General features: G+C 43.1%; 26 protein-coding genes. 1 reads left to right on the top strand and 25 read right to left on the bottom strand.

What is annotated here, in order from left to right; all coding sequences use genetic code 11:
* Positions 1-215: 215 nt before the first annotated feature.
* The 10 genes from panD to AB5I83_RS02630 all read right to left on the bottom strand — a co-directional run bounded on the left by panD (position 216) and on the right by AB5I83_RS02630 (position 8,116).
* Positions 216-602: an aspartate 1-decarboxylase gene (gene panD, locus AB5I83_RS02675; protein ID WP_448972620.1), complete on the bottom strand. Its 387-nt coding sequence runs from the start codon at positions 600-602 to the stop codon at positions 216-218.
* Positions 603-625: 23 nt separating this feature from the next.
* On the bottom strand, positions 626-1,474 hold the full coding sequence (gene panC, locus AB5I83_RS02670; RefSeq protein ID WP_448972618.1) for a pantoate--beta-alanine ligase: 849 nt from the start codon (positions 1,472-1,474) through the stop codon (positions 626-628).
* Entirely contained in the window at positions 1,471-2,307 is an 837-nt protein-coding gene (gene panB / locus AB5I83_RS02665; protein ID WP_226085227.1) for a 3-methyl-2-oxobutanoate hydroxymethyltransferase, read from the bottom strand. The genes panC and panB overlap by 4 nt, the downstream gene beginning before the upstream one ends.
* Before the next feature lie 242 nt (positions 2,308-2,549).
* Complete coding sequence (locus AB5I83_RS02660; protein WP_448972616.1) at positions 2,550-3,545, bottom strand: biotin--[acetyl-CoA-carboxylase] ligase; 996 nt, start codon at positions 3,543-3,545, stop codon at positions 2,550-2,552.
* Positions 3,506-4,711: a CCA tRNA nucleotidyltransferase gene (locus AB5I83_RS02655; protein WP_448973881.1), complete on the bottom strand. Its 1,206-nt coding sequence runs from the start codon at positions 4,709-4,711 to the stop codon at positions 3,506-3,508. The genes AB5I83_RS02660 and AB5I83_RS02655 overlap by 40 nt, the downstream gene beginning before the upstream one ends.
* A complete protein-coding gene (bshA, locus tag AB5I83_RS02650) occupies positions 4,711-5,850 on the bottom strand; it encodes an N-acetyl-alpha-D-glucosaminyl L-malate synthase BshA (protein WP_448972614.1) in 1,140 nt (379 codons plus the stop codon). Before bshA ends, AB5I83_RS02655 begins: the two co-directional genes overlap by 1 nt.
* Complete coding sequence (bshB1, locus tag AB5I83_RS02645; protein ID WP_226642596.1) at positions 5,847-6,563, bottom strand: bacillithiol biosynthesis deacetylase BshB1; 717 nt, start codon at positions 6,561-6,563, stop codon at positions 5,847-5,849. The genes bshA and bshB1 overlap by 4 nt, the downstream gene beginning before the upstream one ends.
* Positions 6,544-6,975: a methylglyoxal synthase gene (gene mgsA, locus AB5I83_RS02640; protein WP_167831353.1), complete on the bottom strand. Its 432-nt coding sequence runs from the start codon at positions 6,973-6,975 to the stop codon at positions 6,544-6,546. The genes bshB1 and mgsA overlap by 20 nt, the downstream gene beginning before the upstream one ends.
* 11 nt (positions 6,976-6,986) lie before the next feature.
* Entirely contained in the window at positions 6,987-7,787 is an 801-nt protein-coding gene (gene dapB / locus AB5I83_RS02635) for a 4-hydroxy-tetrahydrodipicolinate reductase (RefSeq protein WP_448973879.1), read from the bottom strand.
* A gap of 14 nt (positions 7,788-7,801) precedes the next feature.
* Positions 7,802-8,116, bottom strand: coding sequence for a nucleotide pyrophosphohydrolase (locus AB5I83_RS02630; RefSeq protein WP_226087913.1), 315 nt, complete (start codon positions 8,114-8,116; stop codon positions 7,802-7,804).
* 277 nt (positions 8,117-8,393) lie between these two features.
* Between AB5I83_RS02630 and AB5I83_RS02625 the strand changes: the two genes are divergently transcribed.
* Positions 8,394-9,266 carry a YitT family protein gene (locus AB5I83_RS02625; RefSeq protein ID WP_448972612.1) on the top strand — a complete coding sequence of 291 codons (873 nt, stop codon included), beginning with the start codon at positions 8,394-8,396 and terminating at the stop codon, positions 9,264-9,266.
* A gap of 58 nt (positions 9,267-9,324) precedes the next feature.
* Here the strand turns inward: AB5I83_RS02625 and AB5I83_RS02620 are convergent, their stop codons facing one another.
* From AB5I83_RS02620 to aroB, 15 genes are all read right to left on the bottom strand, one after another.
* A complete protein-coding gene (locus AB5I83_RS02620; protein WP_448972610.1) occupies positions 9,325-10,002 on the bottom strand; it encodes a zinc metallopeptidase in 678 nt (225 codons plus the stop codon).
* Between the two features lie 61 nt (positions 10,003-10,063).
* Positions 10,064-10,861 (bottom strand): sporulation protein YpjB, encoded by a 798-nt coding sequence (ypjB, locus tag AB5I83_RS02615; RefSeq protein ID WP_448972608.1) that lies wholly within the window; start codon positions 10,859-10,861, stop codon positions 10,064-10,066.
* A 69-nt stretch (positions 10,862-10,930) separates the two neighbouring features.
* The gene (locus AB5I83_RS02610; RefSeq protein WP_448973877.1) at positions 10,931-11,533 is read right to left on the bottom strand and encodes a DUF1405 domain-containing protein; all 603 of its coding nucleotides are present in this window, start codon (positions 11,531-11,533) and stop codon (positions 10,931-10,933) included.
* 215 nt (positions 11,534-11,748) lie between these two features.
* Complete coding sequence (locus AB5I83_RS02605) at positions 11,749-12,507, bottom strand: menaquinol-cytochrome c reductase cytochrome b/c subunit (protein ID WP_167831357.1); 759 nt, start codon at positions 12,505-12,507, stop codon at positions 11,749-11,751.
* 67 nt (positions 12,508-12,574) lie between these two features.
* Positions 12,575-13,249: a menaquinol-cytochrome c reductase cytochrome b subunit gene (gene qcrB / locus AB5I83_RS02600; RefSeq protein WP_102263395.1), complete on the bottom strand. Its 675-nt coding sequence runs from the start codon at positions 13,247-13,249 to the stop codon at positions 12,575-12,577.
* 3 nt (positions 13,250-13,252) lie between these two features.
* Positions 13,253-13,759, bottom strand: coding sequence for a QcrA and Rieske domain-containing protein (locus AB5I83_RS02595; RefSeq protein WP_167831358.1), 507 nt, complete (start codon positions 13,757-13,759; stop codon positions 13,253-13,255).
* A 155-nt stretch (positions 13,760-13,914) separates the two neighbouring features.
* Positions 13,915-14,370, bottom strand: coding sequence for a YpiF family protein (locus AB5I83_RS02590; RefSeq protein WP_448972605.1), 456 nt, complete (start codon positions 14,368-14,370; stop codon positions 13,915-13,917).
* Between the two features lie 734 nt (positions 14,371-15,104).
* The gene (locus tag AB5I83_RS02585) at positions 15,105-15,659 is read right to left on the bottom strand and encodes a ReoY family proteolytic degradation factor (protein ID WP_167831360.1); all 555 of its coding nucleotides are present in this window, start codon (positions 15,657-15,659) and stop codon (positions 15,105-15,107) included.
* Between the two features lie 42 nt (positions 15,660-15,701).
* The gene (locus AB5I83_RS02580) at positions 15,702-16,967 is read right to left on the bottom strand and encodes a tetratricopeptide repeat protein (RefSeq protein WP_448972603.1); all 1,266 of its coding nucleotides are present in this window, start codon (positions 16,965-16,967) and stop codon (positions 15,702-15,704) included.
* A 51-nt stretch (positions 16,968-17,018) separates the two neighbouring features.
* Positions 17,019-17,924 carry a hypothetical protein gene (locus AB5I83_RS02575; protein WP_448972601.1) on the bottom strand — a complete coding sequence of 302 codons (906 nt, stop codon included), beginning with the start codon at positions 17,922-17,924 and terminating at the stop codon, positions 17,019-17,021.
* A 140-nt stretch (positions 17,925-18,064) separates the two neighbouring features.
* Entirely contained in the window at positions 18,065-19,357 is a 1,293-nt protein-coding gene (aroA, locus tag AB5I83_RS02570; RefSeq protein WP_448972600.1) for a 3-phosphoshikimate 1-carboxyvinyltransferase, read from the bottom strand.
* Between the two features lie 17 nt (positions 19,358-19,374).
* Positions 19,375-20,481, bottom strand: a complete 1,107-nt coding sequence (locus tag AB5I83_RS02565) for a prephenate dehydrogenase (RefSeq protein WP_448972598.1) — start codon at positions 20,479-20,481, stop codon at positions 19,375-19,377.
* 13 nt (positions 20,482-20,494) lie between these two features.
* Positions 20,495-21,598, bottom strand: coding sequence for a histidinol-phosphate transaminase (gene hisC / locus AB5I83_RS02560; protein WP_448972596.1), 1,104 nt, complete (start codon positions 21,596-21,598; stop codon positions 20,495-20,497).
* A gap of 107 nt (positions 21,599-21,705) precedes the next feature.
* Complete coding sequence (gene aroH / locus AB5I83_RS02555; RefSeq protein ID WP_448972594.1) at positions 21,706-22,062, bottom strand: chorismate mutase; 357 nt, start codon at positions 22,060-22,062, stop codon at positions 21,706-21,708.
* A complete protein-coding gene (aroB, locus tag AB5I83_RS02550) occupies positions 22,055-23,149 on the bottom strand; it encodes a 3-dehydroquinate synthase (protein ID WP_448972592.1) in 1,095 nt (364 codons plus the stop codon). The genes aroH and aroB overlap by 8 nt, the downstream gene beginning before the upstream one ends.
* Position 23,150: the final 1 nt, after the last annotated feature.

Here is a 23,150-nt window from a genome sequence, read left to right as displayed (position 1 = left end):
CACAAAATATACGAAAGTGAAAGCGGGAGTCTCATCCCAGTCCTTTCTGAAACCCAATTAGCAGGCTTATACCTATTATGACCATTATATAGGAATTTGGATGATCCAATTTAGTTATACTAGTAAAAAAGTCTGTACACCCTCCTGTATCGGCAGACGTTGACGAGTGAGTAATGGTATGAAAAAACTCCCGATGGTTCGGGAGTTTTCTTGTTCTATAGAAATACTGTGTTCTCGGGCTCAGCATGAATCATTTCTACAATACGGTTGTTCTCATCCATCAGTGCTACTTTTGGCTGGTGGGACGGAACCTTCTCTTCCGGAACAAGCGCATAGGAAATGATGATTACGACGTCACCTTCATGGACAAGACGAGCTGCTGCACCGTTAAGGCAAACTACACCGCTCCCTCTTTCCCCAGGTATAATATATGTTTCGAAGCGCGCGCCATTATTATTATTGACAATTTGTACTTTTTCATTAGCAACCATACCGACTGCATCCAGAATATCTGTGTCGATCGTGATGCTGCCGACATAGTTAAGATTAGCTTCAGTAACTCGTGCTCGATGTATTTTAGCATTCATCATGGTGCGGAACATGGAATATAATCCCCCTATATAAGTTATTCTACTTCTAAAATGGTATTATCAATCAATCTGGCTTTAGAGAACTTCACCGCAAGCGCGACGATAACTTTCCCCTTCAGCATTTTCATTTCTTCAAGCTCAGGATAGGAATAGATTTCAATATAATCAACTGTACCAGTCGTATTTTCATTTATATGTTTTTTCATCAAACTGACAAGTTCATCAGGATTTCTTTCGCCATTTTCTATTGCACTTTTAGCCATCTTCAGGCTCTTGCTAAGTTCAACTGCCTGTATTCTTTCCTCTTCAGTTAAGTAGACATTTCTTGAACTCTTTGCAAGACCATCTTGTTCACGAACTGTTTCAACCGGAATCAAGTGTATCGGGAAATTGAAATCGTTGATCAGGCCATCGACTACAGCAACCTGTTGGGCATCCTTCAACCCAAAATAAGCTTTCGTCGGCTGGATGATATTGAACAGCTTGAAAAGAACTGTTGCTACACCATCAAAATGGCCAGGCCTTGACTTTCCGCACAGTACATTGGTCCTTTCAACAACAGTGACCTTAACTGAAGCATTTCCTGGATACATTTCTTCAGAGGAAGGATAAAAGATAAAATCCACACCTTCAGCTTCCGCGATTTTATGGTCGCGCTCAAAATCGCGTGGGTAAGCATCCAAATCCTCAGACGGACCGAACTGGAGGGGATTCACAAAAATGCTCAGGACAACAATGTCATTTTCCGGGCGGGCCTTCTTCATTAATGAAATATGGCCTTCATGGAGGAAGCCCATGGTTGGTACATAACCGATGGTTTTCCCTTCAGATTTCAGCTTTTGCATTTGTTCTTGCATCTCGGTGATGGTTCTGACGATTTTCATTCTTTTCCCCCGTACAATGCCTTCAATTCTTCTTCCTTCATGGTGAAACTATGTTTATCTTCCGGGAAGGCCTTATGTCTGACTTCAGATACATAGGCATTGAGCCCAGTAGAGATTAGTTCATTTACATTCGTATACTGTTTTACAAATTTCGGGACTCGGTCCACGCCATAGGTGATGATATCATGGTATACAAGAACCTGTCCGTCTACCTCTGCACCAGCCCCGATCCCAATTGTCGGGATAGTTAGGTTCTGGCTGACTTGTTCTGCAAGCTGTTTAGGGACGCATTCCAGCACAAGTGCAAAGGCACCTGCCTCTTCGCACTTTTTCGCGTCATCCATTAATTTCTTTGCATCATCCGCGCTTTTTCCCTGTACTTTATATCCACCAAGTACTCCTACGGATTGCGGAGTTAATCCAAGGTGTGCTACTACGGGGACCCCCGCCTTTGTCAGTGCGTTTATATGGCCGATGACCTCGTCAGCACCTTCTAATTTAACTGCATTTGCCCCTGTTTCCTGCATAATTCTTGCTCCGTTTATAAGCGTGTCTTTGATCGACAGATGATAGCTCATAAATGGCAAATCGACAACAATGAATGTGTTGGCCGCTCCCCGCTTGACTGCCTTCGAATGGTGGATCATATCCTCCATCGTCACGGGAACAGTCGAGTCATAGCCAAGCACGACCATACCAAGGGAATCTCCCACGAGGATCATATCCGCTTCAGCCTGTTCTGCATGCTTTGCAGAAGGATAATCATAGGCCGTTACCATGACGATCTTGTTGCCTGTTTGCTTCATTTTCAAGAAATCAGTTGTTTGTTTCATTTTCATTCCTCCCTTTTTCTGAAGAGGAGATAAAACAATCCATCAATGTCAGACACTAAAAAAGGGCCCATCTATGCCAGAAGGACCCTTTGAAGCCTGTACTTGTTTCATCCCTCTGTCCCAGTCCGCTACCGGATCCAGGCAGAACTATTTTGTTTATAATTAGTCAACAAGGTGCAGTTCTTTCGATACCGCCCAGATTGATTATAGCAAATGACTGCTTTTTTGGCTACATAACGAAATTAACCATCTATCTGGATATCCGCAGAGTATATATGATGAATGTCTCCTGCAGAATCCTCGATTAATAAAACTCCATCTTCCGTAATCCCGATGGCTTTCCCCTTAATTTCCCCAGTAATTGTTCTTGCGGTAATCTGTTTACCTATACTGATCGCGTAGCTTTCCCACATCAACTTAATCGGAAAAAAGCCCTTTTCAAGATAAAGCAGATACAATTTCTCCAGCTTTTCCAGTATTGTCCGAATCAGTTTTTCTCTATCTATCATTTTGCCAGATTCAATCGCAAGGGACGAAGCAATTGACCGAATATCTTCAGGGAAATCTTCAATCTCTGTATTCACATTGATGCCGATGCCAATAATGATTGAATTGATTCGATCAGATTCTGCCTGAAGTTCGGTTAGAATGCCAGTTATTTTCTTGCCGTTGATCAGAATATCATTCGGCCATTTAATTTCGGGCAGCAGGCCTGTTACCTCTTCAATAGCCTGTACTACACCCACTGCTGTGATCAATGTCAGCTGCGGAGCTTTAGGGATCGGAATTTTCGGCCTGAGGATGAGACTCATCCATATTCCAGAGTACTTGGGAGAGTGCCATTTCCGATCCATTCTGCCCCTGCCTGCAGTTTGCTCTTCGGCAATCACGACTGTTCCTTCTTCGGCATGTTCGTAAGCCAGTTTATACGCAATTTTTTGAGTCGATTCCACGCTGTCATGGTAGTGAAGGTTCCTGCCTAAAAATTCAGTGTTTAAACCCAGGTTAATTTTATCTGCAGACATATTGTCAGGGATTGAAACGATCTTATAGCCTTTTTTTCTTACCGCCTCAAACTGAAAACCCTCCTTGCGAAGTTCTTCAATATGCTTCCAAACGGCCGTACGTGTACAGCCCGCAATATCAGCAAGATGTTGTCCTGACAAGTATTCAGTTTCATTTTTTGTAAAGGCATCAATTAACTTTTTTCTGATTTCTGATTGAACCCGCTCAGCCATTTCTTTATTTTCTCCTTCTCATTTGGTACAACGCCATAAATCACAGAACGCTCAATTTCTTCAATAATCTGGCGCAGCCATGGTCCAGGAGGTTGATTCATCCAGTCCATGACATCGTTCCCCGTTACGTCTAATTCCTTGCGGTGCTTAATTGGAAGCTGCTCATACAATTCCCTGATCTTATTTAAATTGACGCTATAATTTTGGAGGGATGAATATACTATTTCAGCACTAATCGCATCATCCAGCCCTGCATTATAGACCAATTCCAGACTCCAGTCATTTTCAAGGCGATGTTTTATTAATGAAAGAGTTTTAATGATCCTCTTGATTTTATTGACTGGGAGCTTCCATTCTCTCAAGAAAACATCAATTTCTTTATCCTTCAACCCTAATTCGTATACTAACAATACCCAGGAATCTGTCAGTTGGAAGTTCTCTGTCAAATGACTCGAAAAACGTATCATTGCATCACTACGACCTTTCAAGCCCGGCAAATAGTGAATCATCCCGCTATCCGCCAGCAAATGGACCGCTTCTTTCCTGCCTGTCCCCATGAGCAATTTCTCAAATTCCACCGTTTTCCGTTCGACTGCGATGTTGTCCAACAGGTGAGATAGAGCACAAAGCGATTCTAAAGTACGTTCTTCAATTGAAAAAGATAATTGTGACTGGAATCTGACAGCCCTTAACATCCTTAGTGCATCTTCTCCGAATCGTTCTTCCGGATTGCCTACTGTGGCTATCTGTTTGTTTTTTATTGCCTCTTTTCCTGCGAAAGGATCGATAATGTTCCCTTCTTTGTCCATCGCCATTGCATTCATCGTAAAATCCCGACGCTGAAGATCTTCCTTTAATGACCGAATGAATGAAACCTTATCCGGCCTGCGAAAATCAGAGTAGTTTCCTTCTGAACGGAATGTCGTGATTTCGTAGTGGCCATTCTTATGATGGACGAGTATCGTTCCATGTTCAATTCCCACATCATTGGTTTTAGGGAAAATTCCTTTTAACTCCTCAGGTAACGCCGAGGTAGCGATATCCACATCGGATATTTCGCGGCCCAGGATATGATCCCTGACAGAACCGCCGACAAAATAGGCTTCAAATCCAGCATTCTCGATTAATTGTAGGACAGGTACTGCCTGTTTGAATGGATCGCCAATCATTGTTCTTCCTGCCCAACGAGAGTATAGTAAATGCTTTCATATTCAGAAACAATCTGTTCAGCGCTGAAGCTCTTCTCCGCCCGTTCTATCGAGTTTTCAGCAAATCTCTTGTGTAGGGCCGGATTGGAAAGGATCTTAACAGCCTTCGTGGTAATTTCTTCAGTATTTCCTAATTCACACACGAATCCCGTCTCTCCATCTACGATTACTTCGGGGATTCCGCCTACATTGGTTCCGATACACGGCACACCACAAGCCATCGCTTCCAAAGCGACCAGTCCAAAACTTTCTTTTTCTGAAAGGAGAAGCATTAAATCACTTATTGAATATAATTCTTCAACTCTCTCCTGTTTACCAAGAAGCAGGACTTTGTCTCGTATCCCTAGTTCACTTGCAAGACTGCAGACAGTCTTCATCTCCGGGCCATCTCCTACCAGCAAAAGTTTAGCCGGCATTTTTTCTGCAATTCCTGCGAATGCTTTGATGACATCAGGAACTCTTTTAACTGGCCTGAAGTTGGAAACATGGATGACCACTTTTTCTTCAGGCAGGATTCCAAATTCCTTTTTAAGGTCCAATGAGTCAATTCGTTTGTTGACACGAGTGTCGATGAAATTATAAACGCAATCAATTTCTTTAGCCGGTTTGATTAAATCATATGTCTGCTGAATGAGCGAATTGGACACTGCTGTAACATAGTCCGACTTTTCAATTCCGAAACGAATAGCATCTGTAAGAGATGGATCATATCCAAGTACAGTTATATCGGTACCATGAAGCGTAGTGACAATCTTCAGATCCCGCCCGCTCATCTGGCGGGCCAAAATGGCACAGACCGCATGGGGGATTGCATAATGCACATGGAGGACATCTAGATTTTCCATAACAGCGACCTCTGCAATTTTGCTTGCCAGCGCGATATCATATGGCGGATATTGAAAGACAGAGTATTGATTGACTTCTACCTCATGAGAATAGATATTTCGATACATCTTCTTCAACCGGAAGGGAAGGCTCGAGGAGATAAAATGGATCTCATGGCCTTTCTCTGCCAGCAGCTTCCCGAGTTCTGTCGCGACAACTCCAGACCCTCCTACCGTCGGGTAACAGGTGATGCCAATTTTTAATTTTTTCATTTTCCTTCCCCTAACAAATCCTTTTGGATTAACAATGGTTTTTTTGACATGAAACCCTCAGCATAGGCAACACCGGCTTCTTTGCCAAATAGTTTCTCGCGGGCCTCAACTGTTTCGATGTAGCCATTCACAAGCGGAGTATCGAATGTGGCTGCCCCTTTCATGAATTGGCTTTCATAGGCATTCAGCGCATTGATTTTCAGATGGATAGTCTCTGAAACATCAACAACAAAATCGGGTTTGTGGAATCCATTTATCATATAAAAATACAAAGCTTTTGGCCTATGTGGTGCCAATCCATGCTCTTCATCATATCTTCTTACTGCTGCCGAAAAGACCGCCTCCTCGACAAGGCGGGCACAGCTGCCATGGTCAGGATGACGGTCATCAAAATAAGGTGCAAAAACTATGTCCGGTGTGTTACGCCTGATCACTCTAACAATTTCCCTTATGTATTCATCCTTTAAAAACAATCCTCTGTCCGGCAAATCAAGTGCTTCCCTCATCTTCACCCCAAGAATGCCGGCTGCTTCATTTGCTTCACGTCTCCTCGTATCTACCGTTCCATTCGAAGACATTTCCGCTTTCGTCAAATCACATATCCCAATTGATTTTCCTTCGGCAGCATATTTTGCGATTGTTCCACCCATGCCGATTTCCACATCATCGGCATGGGCACCGAATGCCAGTATATCAAGATTCATTGGTTCCATGTACATCACCAGTTTCTTCTTTCACTATATTTCGCCAATCCAGGTCTCCTCTTTCGATTCCTTTGACGAGAATCTCCGCTGTTCCCATATTGGTCGCAAGCGGGACAGAATATACATCACAAAGCCGTAGCAGGGCTGTCACATCAGGCTCATGTGGCTGGGCAGTAAGTGGATCCCTGAAGAAGAATACTGCATCCATTAGATTGTTGGCGATTCGTGCGCCGATTTCCTGGTCACCGCCAAGGGGGCCGGATTGAAACCTTGTCACGTTCAGGCCGGTTGCTTCAATGATCCTTAGCCCTGTAGTTCCAGTAGCGAATAATGTATGTTTCTCAAAGATCTCTTTATAAGCGACTGCGAATCCCACAAGATCATCTTTCTTTTTATCATGGGCAATTAAGGCAATATTCATTGGTTTCTCCCCTATTCAATGATATTCTCTAGTCCGTAAACAAAACCATCCATTTTCATGACGGTATCCACCGCAAGCTTTACCCCGGACATAAAGGAGCTTCGATTATACGAATCATGGCGTATCGTCAATGTTTGTCCTTCAGCGCCAAATAACACTTGCTGGTGGGCAATCAGTCCAGGCAGCCTGACAGAGTGAATATGCATTCCTTCATAATCCGCACCGCGGGCACCCTGAATCGTTTCTTTCTCGTCGGCATGGCCCTGATTTTTAGGTTCACGAACATCCGATATCATTTGCGCCGTTTTTACAGCTGTACCTGATGGTGCATCCAGCTTCTGATCATGGTGCAGCTCAATTATTTCAACATCATTGAAATATTTGGCAGCCATTTGCGAGAATTTCATCATCAGCACTGCTCCGACTGCAAAGTTTGGAGCAATGATACAGCCTGTTTCTTGTTGTGCGCAGAGCTGTTCAAGTTCTTCAAGGTCTTCTTGGCTGAATCCCGTGGTCCCTACTACTGGGCGAACTTTATATTTCAAGGCGGTCCTTGTGTGAAACATGCCGACTTCAGGTGTCGTCAGATCAATTAATACGTCTGGCTCCACTTCCTGAAGACATTTCTCAAAATCCGTATAGACTATGGCATCACACTCCGGAAAACCGTCGAGCTCACCCATTTTCATTCCTTCATACTTTCTGTCCACAACTCCCGCGAGTTCATATTCTTCTGTTCCCAGCACGAGGTTCACAGCTTCTTTCCCCATTCTGCCACGTGGTCCTGCAATGACTATTTTTACTTTTTCCATCATTCCTGTCTCCTTTAACTGTCTTTTCTCGTCCAGCGGTCTTTGTCCCTTGTATTGAACTTTTTCATGACCATGTTATGTGCTTCTTCCAGGTCTATATTTAAAGAGTTGGCAAAACAAATCATAACAAATAGCATATCTCCCAGCTCTTCTTCAATTGTCTTTTCCTTTTCATCATTCTTCTTTGGCTTCTCGCCATAAAAATGGTTTACCTCGCGAGCCAGCTCCCCCAGCTCCTCGGTCATGCGTGCAGTCAATGCGAGCGGACTGAAGTATCCCTCTTTAAACTGGCTAATATAAGCATCCACTTCCTGCTGGAGTTCTTTCATCGTTTTATTTTCACTCAAGAAACTCACCCAACCTTTAGTATGTATGTTGTTCTATTATCTATATCGATGTTAGCTTAATGGAGGTACTTTGACAAATATTTTTATTTCAAACTAAATATGGACATACCAACAATGAACCTTTATATCAGTATGAACCGGACAAGGAGTGTAGAAAATTCCGACTCTTCATGTCCCTCCTGTAAAAGATTGCCCTTGTTGGTTATATTTTATATAATATAAGCGCTTCATTTTAGTCGTACTTTTAGGAGGAATAAACGTGCTTAAGGGCTTAAAATTCAAAAACATCTTTTTCATTTTGCTTGGTGCGGCTATTTTTTCATTCGGTCTTGTTCATTTCAATATGCAGAATAACCTGGCAGAAGGCGGATTCACCGGTATTACACTCTTGCTTTATTTCGTATTCGGCTGGTCTCCATCGATCACGAACTTATTATTAAACTTGCCGCTGTTCTTTATAGGCTGGAAGCTGCTTGGACGGAATGTATTCATTTATACCATCATAGGAACTGTGGGTGTTTCCATATTTCTGGCTATATTCCAGAAATATCAGATTCAGATGCCTCTATATGAAGACTTATTTTTAGCTGCTTTGTTTGCGGGCGTGTTCATTGGGATTGGTCTCGGTATCATCTTCCGTTATGGCGGAACAACAGGCGGAGTCGACATTATCGCAAGACTTGCGCAAAAATATTTTGGGTGGACGATGGGCCGGACAATGTTCATGTTCGACTTTGGCGTTATAACTCTTTCCCTTCTTACATACCTTAACTATAGGGAGGCCATGTATACACTTGTAGTTGTTTTTGTGGGGGCAAGGGTAATCGACTTTATGCAGGAAGGGGCATACGCTGCAAGAGGAGCCATGATTATCTCAGAAGATAATGAAGAGATCGCAGCAAAAATCATGAAGGAAATGGACCGGGGTGTCACAAGCCTAAAAGCTGTAGGCTCTTATACGAAAGCCGAAAGAGATGTTTTATACTGCGTGGTCGCCAAGAATGAAATTGTCCGATTGAAAAGTGTCATTAATTCAGTCGACCCTCACGCTTTTGTGTCGGTCACAGTGGTCCATGATGTACTTGGTGAAGGGTTTACGCTTGATGAAAACAAATTGCCTTTAGAAAGATAGGGAATCGCACACGACAAAATTAGCACGAAAAAAAATCCGGAGAATTCTCCGGATTTTTTTATTCTTCACTGGTCATCCCAGTATATATCATCACTAAGCGCACCAGTTCAAGGACCGCAACCGCTGCTGCAGCTACATAGGTCAAAGCAGCTGCATTCAAAACTTTCTTTGTTTCTCTTTCTTCATCATTGCGAATGATGCCATTTGAGACTACCAGGTCCATTGCCCTGTTGGAAGCGTTGAATTCCACCGGCAAGGTAATGATCTGGAAAACAACAGCAGCAGCCATGAATAGGATACCAAGTAAAAGCAATCCGCTTAATTGAGCAAAAATCCCAATCAGGATGAGGATCCAGGAAAAGTTTGAACCTAAGCTTGCCACTGGAACAAGCGCATGGCGAAATCGAAGGAATGCATAGTCCTCAGCATCCTGAATCGCATGGCCTACCTCGTGAGCAGCAATTGCTGCTGCTGCGACTGAATGGCCCAAAAAGTTTCCGGAGGATAAACGGACAACCTTTGAACGCGGGTCGTAGTGGTCACTTAAATAACCTCTTGTTTCCTCGACGCCAACATTGTATAAACCGTTATCATCCAAGATTTTACGCGCTACCTCAGCCCCAGTCATTTGTGACGAAGAAGCGACCTGTGAATATTTCTTGTATGCTCCTTTTACTTTGAATTGAGCCCATAATGGGATCAAAATAATAAGCGCAAAATAAATTAACGTAGACATCTAGTACCTCCCCTTACAACTCTTGCTGTTATCATTATTTTATTAATACTAGATAGCGGTGTCAATTTTTTCGTTCTTTTTGTACATTTCTCTTTTTCTCATTGTCTCCTCTATATTTTCTCCAACCAACATAGGACAATGTAAGAATGATGATGCTTCCAGTAGAAATCATTACCCACCACAGGGATGGATCCGCTTCATCCTCCGTCATGTCATCAAAGATATTCTGCAAGTCCGACTCAAGGGCTTCCAGTTCTTCCTGGCTGGTGGCTTCTTCGAGAACCTGGGGCCGATACTGGTCAATAAAGCTGATTTTAGCATCAACTTTTTGGATTCTTTCCGGTGTGATGTCAATCTTCATGCTCGGATAAATGACATTATATAATGACAGAAATGAATTAAGGTTCGAATGGAATTCGTCATTATCACCTTCATAAGCAGCAGTCTTCATATCATTGAATACTGTCATGATGGGACCTTCCATTTCAGTCCATAACGGCTGATGAGTGGAGGCAATCGCATCAATTACAAGTCTGAATTTTGTAACCCGATTCATCCTTTCAGCATGTCCCAGGTCAGTGTTTGCCACCGCTTCAACTGCTTCATCATGCGCTACAGTAATAATCCGCAATTCATCCATAGTGAATGGACGACCATCCCCGGCGACTATCAGGAATTCTTCTGAAAAATGATTCAACAATCTGTTCGCATCATCATATCGGTGAAGTTTGACCATTTGCAGAGCTTGGTCTGATATATTGTCCAGTTCCTCAACAGGCGACTGTGGTTCTGCGTATGCTGCGAACGGCGCAATCAATAATAGTAGCACCGTAAAGAATAAAAGATATTTTGCTCTCATTCCTGTCCCCCCTCTAAATACTATTAAAATGTATGAGAGGGGGGACAAGGTTAGACCAAAATTAAAGGGTTATCTTGATCTTTTTAGCGAGAGGGCGAATCGCTCAGGCCGCAGTCCGAAATAATAACCAACGGCAATTGAGAAAATGCTCAGCCAGAATGTAAAATATCCAATTTGGTCCATATATAAATCTAGCGTATGGTACCTGGGCATCATTTCAAAAACATAATCAATGATTTCATTATGTAGAACGACCACTGCAGCGACAATCAAATGCCATGCTTTCATCCGATAAAAAGGAGCGTATAACACCCCTTCCACCGCCATCGCAAAATGGGAAGCCATCAACATGAGGCCGATCCAGTCGAGCTGGCCTGAAACGAAGAATACCATTGAGTTCATGAAGACAGCCCATAGGCCATATTTGACTAAGCTTACGATAGCCAAAGCTTCCATTAAAGGCCAATTTCTCCCCATAAGGAATGCCCCCAAAACGAATACAAAAAATAAGCTTGCAGTTGGACTATCTGGGACGAAAAGAAGGAACCGCGGTGGTGTATCGATAAGCTGCCATTTGTACCAATAGTACCCGTAGGCTGTCCCTAACACATTCACCCAAAATAACAGCCACAAGACGGACCTATTCCCTAGTAAAGGGTATAATCTTTTTATCATCTTGACTATCTCCATTCCAAGTTTTCTATCACTATTATTACAGTTTGTAGAAAATAATCCAAGTTTTCCTTGATTTTTCATTAAGTGCTATATTTAATTCAATCCTTATTCAAGATTCAACTTACCCTATGTATGAAGAAGACCAAAGTCAGAGTATCGATCAGTCTACATGAAAAAGAACCTGCAAGTTATCTTACAGGTTCTTTGAAATATTACTCGCTTAGGCCATCGATGAATTCAGCAAGTGTCTGAAGTTCTTCGTCAGTACCTTTGAAGACAGCAGGCATGTTACCTTGACCATTCTTGGCAACGTCTGCAATTTCTTCAGCATTCAATTTAGTATCCAACAGACTTGGCGCAGTAGCGCTGCCTGCAAACTCCCCACCATGGCAGGAAGTACATGTCTGTGCTTGTGCAATTTTATATCCATCAGAGTTCTTGTCGATTTCGACATCAACAATCTGACCCTGTTTCTTGGCTGCTTCCCAGTCATGGTGGGCAACAGATTCCCAAGTAAGGTAGAAGACTGAAGCGATCGCCAACAGCATAAAACCTGTCGCAAGCGGACGCTTTGATGGACGGCGTTCTGGACCGCGGTCAATAAACGGCGCAAGCAATAATGCACCAAATGCAAGACCCGGAATTACCATAGCCCCAATTACTGTATATGGCCCGGAAGCATAAGAATATTTAAGCAATTGATATAAGAATAAGAAATACCAGTCTGGCAATGGAATATACCCTGTATCAGTAGGGTCGGCAATCCTCTCAAGCGGAGACGGGTGAGCAATTGTCAAGCTCAAGTATCCGATGAGGAAGACCGCACCAACCATCCATTCCTTCAACAGGAAGTTTGGCCAAAACGCTTCCGTTTTGCCAGGGTATTCCGAGTAGTCTTTCGGAATATTAGGCTTGCGTTCTGCAGGGACACGAGAGTCTCCTACGAACTTCATACCTTTACCACGATGCATCGAGCAATCCCCTCCTTTTTCCGTATCATTGGCGAATCACGATTCGCACAACATTTTCATTCGAATTTTACAATGGACCAGAAATACCTTGCTTACGAATCATCAAGAAGTGCGCTCCCATTAAGCCTAAAAGTGCAGCCGGCAGGAAGAATACGTGGATCGCGAAGAAACGAGTCAAGGTTTGTGCACCAACGATCGTTGAATGTCCGGAAAGTAAGATCTTAATGTAAGGACCAATCAATGGAACAGCCTCTGCAATCTGCAATGTAACCTTAGTTGCGAATAATGCTTTCATATCCCATGGAAGCAAGTAGCCTGTCAATCCAAGAGCCAGCATGACGAAGAAAATCAGGACTCCGACGACCCAGTTCAATTCACGAGGTTTCTTATAAGCGCCCTGGAAGAACACGCGAAGCGTATGTAAGAACATCATAACGATGACAAGGCTCGCACCCCAGTGATGCATTCCTCGGACAATTTGTCCAAATGCTACCTGATTTTGAAGATAATAAACAGACTCCCATGCATTCTTGATGTCCGGCACGTAATACATTGTCAGGAACATCCCTGAAAGAATCTGTATGACAGTGATGAAAAACGTCAGACCGCCAAAGCAATACACGAACGCAGAAAAGTGGTGCGCCGGGTTAACGTGCTCAGGAACCTCATGGTCTGCGATATCGCGCCACAAAGGCGTAATATCTAAACGTTCATCTACCCAATCGTAAATTTTGTTTAACAAAGATTACGCCCCCTTTCGTGGTTCGGCTTTTCCTACATAAAGGAACCCGTCTTTTTCTTTTGTTGGATATACATCCAATGGTGCCAACGGCGGTGTGCCCGGCACGTTAGTACCGTCCTTCTCGTAAAGGCCGTAGTGGCAAGGACAGAAGAACATGTTCGGATTCTTTTTATCCGTATTCCAGTCTACAACACAGCCAAGGTGTTTACATACTGGCGACAGGGCAATAATGTCCCCGCCTTCGTTTTTGAATACCCAAGCAGTTCCAGTCTCTTCAGATTCATACCATGCATCTTTTTGTGTGAAAGTAAAGTTGACTTTTTGCGGTTCATTTGTGATATCTGCGATCTTCAATGGAGTCGCGATAAAATCCCCCGCATCTTCACCCTTCAGTACAGGATCAACGGCAAATCGAACCATTGGCATCAGCATCCCTGCAGCCATGAAACCGCCTACACCTGTTAGAGTATAGTTTAAGAATTGACGTCTTGAAACACGATGCTTACTCACGCTATTCCCCCCTCTATTCCCAAGTTAAGTCCCCAACGGACATAATTTAAACACATTTTAAAACTAGGACATAACCATGATATATCAATCTCATTACAAAATCAATATAATACTATGTTGAAAACATTTTTTGCAGTGATAAAAATAACACGAAACTATTCTTCTTCCCATTTCTCAGTAAACAAAGAAAGTAATTGCTTTACCTGATCATCCACTATAGCCACTTTTTGCTGCTCCTGCATGTGCTCCAAAGACAAGGAAGGAAGCCAAAGAACATTTCCAATCAACTCTTTCTCCTGCTGTCTCCAGTTGCTGTCGGACGTCACATAAAAAACATGCTTGAATTGCTTGTCCAATAGAGTGTTCTCCCATTCCTTCAAAGCGTTCAAGCTACCCTCATTTCCCTTTATGTACACAAAATCAGGCAAGAGGAAAATCCTGCCCCGAAACTGCTTCTCCAGCTGTGATGTAAGTATTCCAGTGAATTCCGCCATCGAAGCATTTTGTTTCATGTCATCACCAAAAGAAACTGGCAATAACGGGACAATTGCTGTGTCGACATACTCAGCAGCTTTTTGGTACATTTCCACATCTGCTGCCACCCATTTCATAAAACCAACTCCATCATTCTATTAGGCTTCAGACATAATCGTTCTCAATCAAACTTAAGCCCTTTTTTCACATCCAATGTATATAATATCATGATTAAAATCAGTTTTCGAATCGTTTATTAGGTTGGGTGTTTGGGTTTCAACTTCCGTGATAGTGTCCGCGTTGTTGGGGTTAGCATGAAAATGGGGGTTCACTTTGCTAATCGTACCCTTATGCAGCTCTCTTTGCTTCTATAAAGGCACATTTAGGGGCTAATCCTACCCTTATGCAGCTCTCCCTGCTTCTATAAAGGCACATTTAGGGGCTAATCCTACCCTTATACAGCTCTCTCTGCTTCTATAAAGGCACATTTAGGGGCTAATCCTACCCTTATGCAGCTCTCCCTGTCCCTATAAGGGCACATTTAGGGGCTAATCCTACCCTTATACAGCTCTCTCTGCTCCTATAAGGGCACATTTAGGGGCTAATCCTACCCTTATGCAGCTCTCCCGGCTTCTATAAGGGCACATTTAGGGGCTAATCCTACCCTTAAGCAAGCAACTCTTCCCACATAAGAACCCGGTCAAGGAGAAGGATGCTCTTATGTAAGGCTCTGACATAAGTCAATGCTAGATCAGGCAAATCCGTAACTTCTCCAGGAACTCTTTGTCCATAGTCAAAACAGTTTCAGACCGCACTGGATGTCACCTTCCTTAAAAACAGGCAAAATAAAAAGCCTGCTATCTAAAGCAAGCTATAACGAATTGACTGTGCCCAATCTTTTTAATTGTTCTGTGAGTTGTTCAAAAGCTTTCTGGTCCTGGCTGTCCAGTGCTTCATCGATCATGGTTAGCAGTTTGTCTTTTTGGAACTTTTGAATACTTTCTTCAAGGAATCTTTCTGCTACCATCTTGTCACTTTCGCTGATTTGGAGCTGGCCTGGAACATATGGGTTTTCTTCCAGTACGGCCGCAAACTGGTGGGCTTTGTTTGAAGCGTGGAAATTCAATTGGATGTAAATTTCCTCTTCTCTGTTCAGACGAATGTCGTGGAACGACTTTTCTGCATCCGTCGTCATTACGTTTTCTTTGAAGAACCTGAATGGCACTTCATCGACGCAATGGGTCGACATTACTAATCCCCTTGGACAATACTGTGCATTATCCACAAAGTGCACCTTTTCCATCAGCTGGTCATGGCTCATCAAGTAGTTAAGGATCCAAACGCATTCCCGCCTTTTAAGCTGATAATGGTTCAAAAACCAGCGAATAAAATCCTTTTTCTCGTTGACAGATACAGGGGTTGTCATTTTTGAATCCCTCCTCTGCATAACTCAAATTTTTTGTTGAAATTACTGATTCTCCGTCAAGCGTTCCAATAACTCACGGAATTCTTCATTGCCAGGTTCTTTTTCAACTAACTTACTAAAAATTTCGGCAGCGTCGGCCATTTTTCCTTCTTCAATTAAAAAATATCCGTAGTCTGTCAAAAATTCTTTGTTGTCTTTAAAGAAAGTATATGCTAGTTGGTATTTGTTTAATGACTGTGAAAAATCTTCAATTTGCTGGTAAGCTACTGCCTCATCCCATAAAATCTGAGGTTCCTCTTCCTCTTCATGGATATCAGCTGCTCGTACCAGCTCCAGTACATCCTCATAGCGTTCCTGCTTAAGAAACAATTTATTGAGGACCAAGACCCCTTCCATGAACCCTGGATCAATGGCAATTGATTCTCGAAGCAATTTTTCAGCAGCTTCTTCATCAGGAATCTTAAGGGCCAATTTGCCGCCATAAAAATATAAATCTTTATTGAATTCATCTTGATCGATTCCCTGCTTTACAGCTTCGAACGCTTCTTCAACCATTTCTTCACGTTCATAGGCTTTGGCTAGATAAAGGTAAAGGGAGTGATATTCAGGGTCAAGAGCCTTCAGTTCCTCGAATTTCTCGATCGCTGTTTTATTATAGCCCGCCTGCAACGCGGTGAAAGCAAATCCGAACAAAGTATTAATTTCCAGTTTTTGCTCTAACGCTTTTTCATAAAAGTGGAGAGCTTCCTCAAACGACCCGCCCGCACTTAAAGCTTCGGCCAATCTCTGATTGATATTCACTCCGCCAATTTCCTCATGTGTCTTAAGACCCGTTTCATAATACTGAATCGCTTCAACCAATTTCCCCTGGTGGGCATATAGCTCACCTAGTGCAAAATCAATCACAGGCTCATCCGGTAAAATCCTTTTCGCTTCATGGAGCTTCTTTTCGCTTACCTCAAACAGACCTTCCATTTGATACAGGTCTGCCAATAGTAGCAGCGCTTGAGGGAAAGAAGGATCATCTTCTTTTACTCTTTCAAGGGTAAGCATCGCCTCTTCCTCATTACCCATTTCAATCTGGGTTTCTGCGAGCAATACATGGAGTTCTCCTTCATCAGGATAATTCTTTAATAAACTTTCAATCAAAGCCCCTGTTTCTTCCATAAAACCGAATCGGAATAGCTCCTCGGAAAGAAGGAATTTTTCTTCGTCGCTGCCTTTTTCAAGAATTTCCTTATAGGCAGCCATTGCTTTTTCAAGCTGTCCATTTTCAATATAATTTGTTATTTCTTTTACTTCGATCATTTCTCTCATCCTATCTTCACTTCAGGCTTCGCAATCAACTCAAGAAAGCCTTTAATAATTATCTGTAAAAAATCCTGGTGTCTTAATTATAACATTCTCTCCCTTTCCTGGCCGATAATAAACCTCACTCCCTGCACGAATTACTTTTCCCTTATCGACGGTCACTGCCAAATGCTTTGATTGGAAAAACAACCCGTGTTCATCACGATGTTTTGTTTCAGCGTTAATATTGTAAAGATTATAGCTGAGTTCCCCGCCAATATGCAGATTGGATTTTTCCGGGAAGATTCCCGTTTTCTTTAAAACTGACCTTGACACGGGGCCCGGGTTCGATAAGTCATCGTGCACTGCAGGGAGCTTCTCTTTTTTCATTAAATCACTCCAGATATTGAGCTGAACCTGCCTTCCCTTTTTATGCTTGCTTTCAGGGAAGAGTGGAATGATTGGGCAATTATATGGAAACAGTGCTTCCTTGATCCATCCCCATGGCATCGTACTTAAGTTGTCCATCTCGTCAATTTCCAGAAAGATCGCTGGGATTTTTAACTTTTTGCACTTCCGGATAAATCCAGGATTCAAAAGGCGTGTAGGGATGCTGACCCCCAGGACAAAGTCAATTGGGCTGTCCAGCAAATCACTTTTCATCTGCTTAAGCTTTTCTTCCAGCTGTCGTTCAAATTGGATTTTAACGGTCGTGAACACAACAGTGCTGCCCTTGAAGATGAAATTTTTCAGGTAATATTCTTTTCTCTCTTTAAAAGGTTCTTTCACAGGAAGATTTTGATCAAAGAGGACATGTGTTGGGGTCATTATGAAGGTGTCCGCATCCATCCTCATGTAGTTATAGCGGTCAAAATTGGACGCTGAAGATAGAATTCGCTGGTCCTCCACCAGCATACTCATCTCTGTGAAGGCTTGTCCTTTCATGAGGTGGACATTTTCAATAATGTATGCCATAAAACCACTCCTTTATCGGTCTTATGACAAACTATGCTGAAATCCGGAGAATATAACGCAGTTTTATTTGGTTTTACCGTACAAATAGACAGAAGGCCATCCATTGCTCATGATTGGCCCTCCTCCAAAACAAGACTATGCTATTTTCCCAACAAGGAATACAAATCATCAAAAAAGCCCGGGTAAGAAACGGCGACCGCTTCACTTTGCTCAAGTATGACATCCCTTTTACATAGAAGGGCGGCGATCGACAGCATCATCCCAATCCGATGATCCCCGTGTGCAGACACAGTACCTCCGTCAAGGCTTTGTTGACCTTGTATGATCATGCCATCCTCTGTAGCTTCTATGTCTACCCCAATTTTTTTCAGTTCATTGACTACTGTATCAATCCGGTTTGTTTCCTTTACTTTCAATTCGCCTGCATCCTTAATGACCGTTTTTCCTTCGGCCTGAGTTGCCAGCAGGGCAATGACCGGGATTTCATCAATTAAGCGGGGAATCAGGTCGCCTTCAATGATTGTACCTTTCAATTTTGAATATTTGATCCTTATATCTCCAGCTGGTTCAGCTGATTCATCCTCATAGGGATCAATTGAGAAATCAGCTCCCATCGATTTTAGCACATCGATTATTCCTGTTCTTGTTGGATTTAGCCCAACATTTCGCAGAATGAGGTCACTGCCTGGAACAACCGCTCCCGCGACTAGAAAAAAGGCTGCAGAGGAAATGTCACCTGGAACCTTTATCTCCGTGCCCTTAAGCATTTGTCCGCCTGTTACCTTTACGGCATCCTCCTTGCGTTCGACTTGTCCGCCAAATTGCTTGATCATCCGTTCTGTATGGTCCCTTGTTTTCACTGGCTCAACAACTACAGTCTCACCTTCAGCCTGAAGTCCTGCAAGCAGGATCGCCGACTTCACCTGCGCACTTGCTATCGGCAGTTCATATGTAATCCCGGTTAATTTTTGGCCTTCCACTGTCAGTGGGGTGAATTCTCCATTATTCCTGCCCGTAATCCTCGCTCCCATTTTAGCGAGTGGAAGGGTCACTCTGGTCATCGGCCTTCTGGCAATCGATTCATCCCCCTCAAGAGTGGAACTAAATGACAAGCCAGAAAGGATTCCCATCATCAGCCGTATGGTTGTCCCGGAATTGCCGACGTACAGCGTTGCCTCAGGCTTGCTCAACCCAGACGTACCTTTTCCTATAACCGTCACATCGCTTCCGTTACGGACAATTTCAACACCGAGCTGCCGGAAGCAGGAAATAGTGCTTAAACAATCTTCTCCGGGCAGGAAGTTTTCAATCCTTGTGATTCCGTCGGCTAGTGACCCGAACATGACTGCTCTATGTGAGATAGATTTATCCCCAGGTACTTTAACCTGCCCCTCCAAAGAGGTCCTATTTGTTAAAAGAGTTTTAACTGACATAATTCGGCTCCTTAAGTCTACTCTGCAACAGACATTTCATAGTCTGTGTTTTTTCCAATACATTCTCTTGCTCTCGCACGGTCATCGGGCGTTTGGAAACTGATCACCAATACGCCGTAGATGTCTTCACGAGTTTCAATGATTCTTATATTCGTTATACTGATATCTTCAACTGCTAGATATCCGGTGATTTCAGAAATCACACCTGGATAGTCAGGAACATCTACAAACAAATCATAAAAGCTGGGAATTGCCCCTTTATCACTCACAGGCAGACCATCCCGGAACTTTTTGGCTGAATCAAAGAAGTCAAAAATGCTCTCTCGATCATTGGTAACCAATAATTCTTTTACCCGTCCCATTTCATCCTGCCAGTCGGACAATAAAGATATGAGGACTTCCCGGTTCTGGAGAAGAATGTCCCTCCACATCCGCGGATTGCTTGAAGCGATTCGTGTTATATCCCTGAACCCGCCGGCAGCCAGACGATTAATGAGCGGATTTCCCTCATCCGCCTTTGACGCTTGGTGGACGAGGGAAGCAGCTATGATGTGAGGGAAATGGCTGACCACTCCTGTAAGAAAATCATGCTCTTCAGGTGATACATCGAGAAACTTTGCTCGTGTGCCAGAAAGCCATTTTTTCAATCGATCTACCGTCTCACGTCTCACCGCAGTCTCAGGTGTAAGAAGATAGAATGCATTTTCAAAGAGGATTTTCTTGGCTGCGGCCACACCGCTTTTGTGAGAACCAGCCATGGGATGGCCTCCTATGAAGTTTATTCCCTTTTCACTCAGGCAAGTTGCCTTCTTCGAAATATATGACTTCGTGCTGCCAGTGTCGGTTACGAGGACTTCTTTTTTCAGCTTCAATCCTGCCAAACACTCAATAATGCTTCCAGTAGTCTGCACTGGAGTCGCAATAATGATTAAGTCTGCCATGGGAGCTTCTCTTTCAATACTGCCTGCTGCACGGTCAATGACTCCGAGCATCGAGGCGATGTCCAATTGATTTACGTCAGCATCAAAGCCGATAAGTTCTGCCTTCGGATGCTCCTCTTTTATACACATTGCCAGAGAGCCGCCAATCAAACCAAGCCCAATGATCAATACGCGGCCTTCCATACCGTCCACACCCTTATTTATTTAGTACCGTATCCACACTCAAATATTCTTTGATGATCTCTATTAAACCTTGATTCTGTTCTTTTGAGCCAATTGTAATCCTAACACATGTCGGAAATCCAAGTGCTGTACCTGAACGCACAATATATCCTCTTTCAAGCAAGAATTGGAATACCTCCTGACCGTCCTTTTTGAAATCGATCAAGATGAAGTTTCCCTGTGACGGATAATAAGTCAAACCTGCAGTATCACAAAATTGGTAAAACTGCTCTAAACCAGCTCTGTTTTCCTTTTTGCATACATCCACAAATTCCTGGTCCATGACCGCTGCTATTGCCGCGGCTTGTGCCAAGGAGTTAACATTAAATGGCTCCCTGACTGGCTCAAGTGCTGTAATAGCTTCCTCATGTGCAATTCCATATCCAACTCTGAAGCTGGCTAGACCGTATATTTTTGAAAAAGTTCTCAGAATGATTAAATTCTTATATTGATCAAGCAACCGCAATGAATCAAGATAATCTTCGGCGGTCACATATTCATAGTAAGCTTCATCCAGAACGACGAGCACATCGCTTGGCACCCTTGCCATAAATGCTGTCAATTCTTCTTCAGTGATATACAACCCTGTTGGATTATTCGGAGAACATAACCAGACAACCGATGTCCGTTCGTCTATGGCCGCCGCCATCCCATCCAGATCATGGGCACCATCAACTAAGGGGATTTCCGTTATTTCACAGCCCTCAATAATGCCATTATGTTTATATTGAGGAAATGTGGGAGCAGCCATCACGGTTTTTGACCCGGGTTTAAGAAGCGCACGGGCAATCATCTGGATAATTTCATCCGATCCATTTCCTAGAATGACCTGCCCTTCATTAACACCTAAATGGTTTGCTAAATGAGTGCGAAGTTCGGTTGCATATCCATCAGGATACATTGAAAATTTTCCAGCATAGTTCGCAATAACATTTTTCACTTTTTCTGAAGAACCAAATGGATTCTCATTTGATGCCAGTTTAACAATCTCTGTTAAACCATACTGCCTTTTCACTTCACTGATTGATTTTCCAGGCTGGTACGGTTTTAGCTTTAGAAGCTGCTCTTTCCATCTCATCTTATCCACCTCGACTATTCTACTCTTTAACTCACTATCTAATTAAAGTATTAAAGAACATGTATCTATCATACACTTTTTGGCCCAGCAGAAAAAGACTAAAAGTTTTATAAATCCGGTCTAAGTCCAGCAGCTCCTTCAAGGTATACATGTTTGATCTCTTCCTGTGATTTTCCAGTGTTGAAATGGATCATGATTCTGATGCATTTCTGCAGCGAGCCGGGGACAGATAATTCTTGCATGCACATGACCGGAACATAGGTCCAGCCAGGTAAATTTCGCAATGCCCTTGCCGGGAAGGCTGCATCAACATCATCAGTAGCAGAAATGAAAATGGAAGCAACCACATTTGGCGTAATATCATTGGAGGATACTGCTTCGTTTAAAAGTCTTTCAGTGGCAGCAATGATGTCTTGTTCATCATTGTCATTTACTGTAATGGCTCCCCTTACACCCCTAATCATCAAACTCCCCCTCTTCCGCAAAATTCTTCAGGTTCATCAGCAATACTGCTTCCTCCACTTCCTTGAGAGCAGGAAGTCCGACTTTCTCAAGTAAAACAAACCGAATTGAACCATTAATAGTTTTCTTATCCTGTTTCATCCTTTCCAGCAGCCTCTCATTAGAAATACCGGATGGAATGGACGTTTTATATCCAAGACCTTTGAGCCAGTTCTTGATTTCCTTTATATTAAAATCAAGTCCAAGCAATTGTGTGCTTAACTTTAGCGAAAACAACATTCCTATTGCAACAGCTTCCCCATGGGTCACCTTGCCATAACCAGCCTCTGCTTCAATAGCGTGACCAAGAGTATGCCCAAAGTTCAAAAACGCGCGGACGCCGTTTTCCTTCTCGTCCTCCGCAACAATGGCCCCTTTGATTTGCACGCCTCTTGTCAAAAACTCAAGCATCTGAGGATCAGTCATTTCATTCAATGACTGGATCTCTTCCATAAGCCAGCAATAGAAGTTTTCATCGCTTATCAATGAATGTTTTATGACCTCTGCAAAGCCGGAACGCAATTCTTTTTCAGGGAGTGTCTTCAGGTATTCCAAATCATAAACGACTGCCTCAGGCTGATGGAATGCCCCAACCATATTCTTGCCTAATGGATGGTTGATTGCTACCTTGCCCCCCACCGCACTATCATGGGCAAGAATAGTGGTAGGGATTTGAATGAAACGGATCCCCCTCATATAAGTCGCGGCAACAAAACCTGCTAAGTCTCCCACTGCCCCGCCACCAAAAGAGAGGATCAGCGACTTTCGATCAAGTTTATATTCAAGCGCTGAGGTAAGACAATCATGGTAAACATCGAAGGTCTTCGCTTTTTCTCCTGACGGAACGATCTTTTCGAAAACTCTTTCCAGCCCGATTCGCTCTCTAAATGTTTGCAAATGTTGTTTGGCGACTGTTTCATCAGTAATGACCATGATCGAAGTATAGTGGTCTTCCGTACCATGAATAATTTCCCGTAATTGTTGAATAGCACCCTTTCCAATATATACAGGATAGGTTTTGGTGCTTGTATGGATTTCCACTTGCTGCATC

Source organism: Mesobacillus sp. LC4 (genome assembly GCF_053543455.1).
Note: the sequence above shows the minus strand (reverse complement) of the source record. Positions and strands in the feature narration are given on the sequence as shown.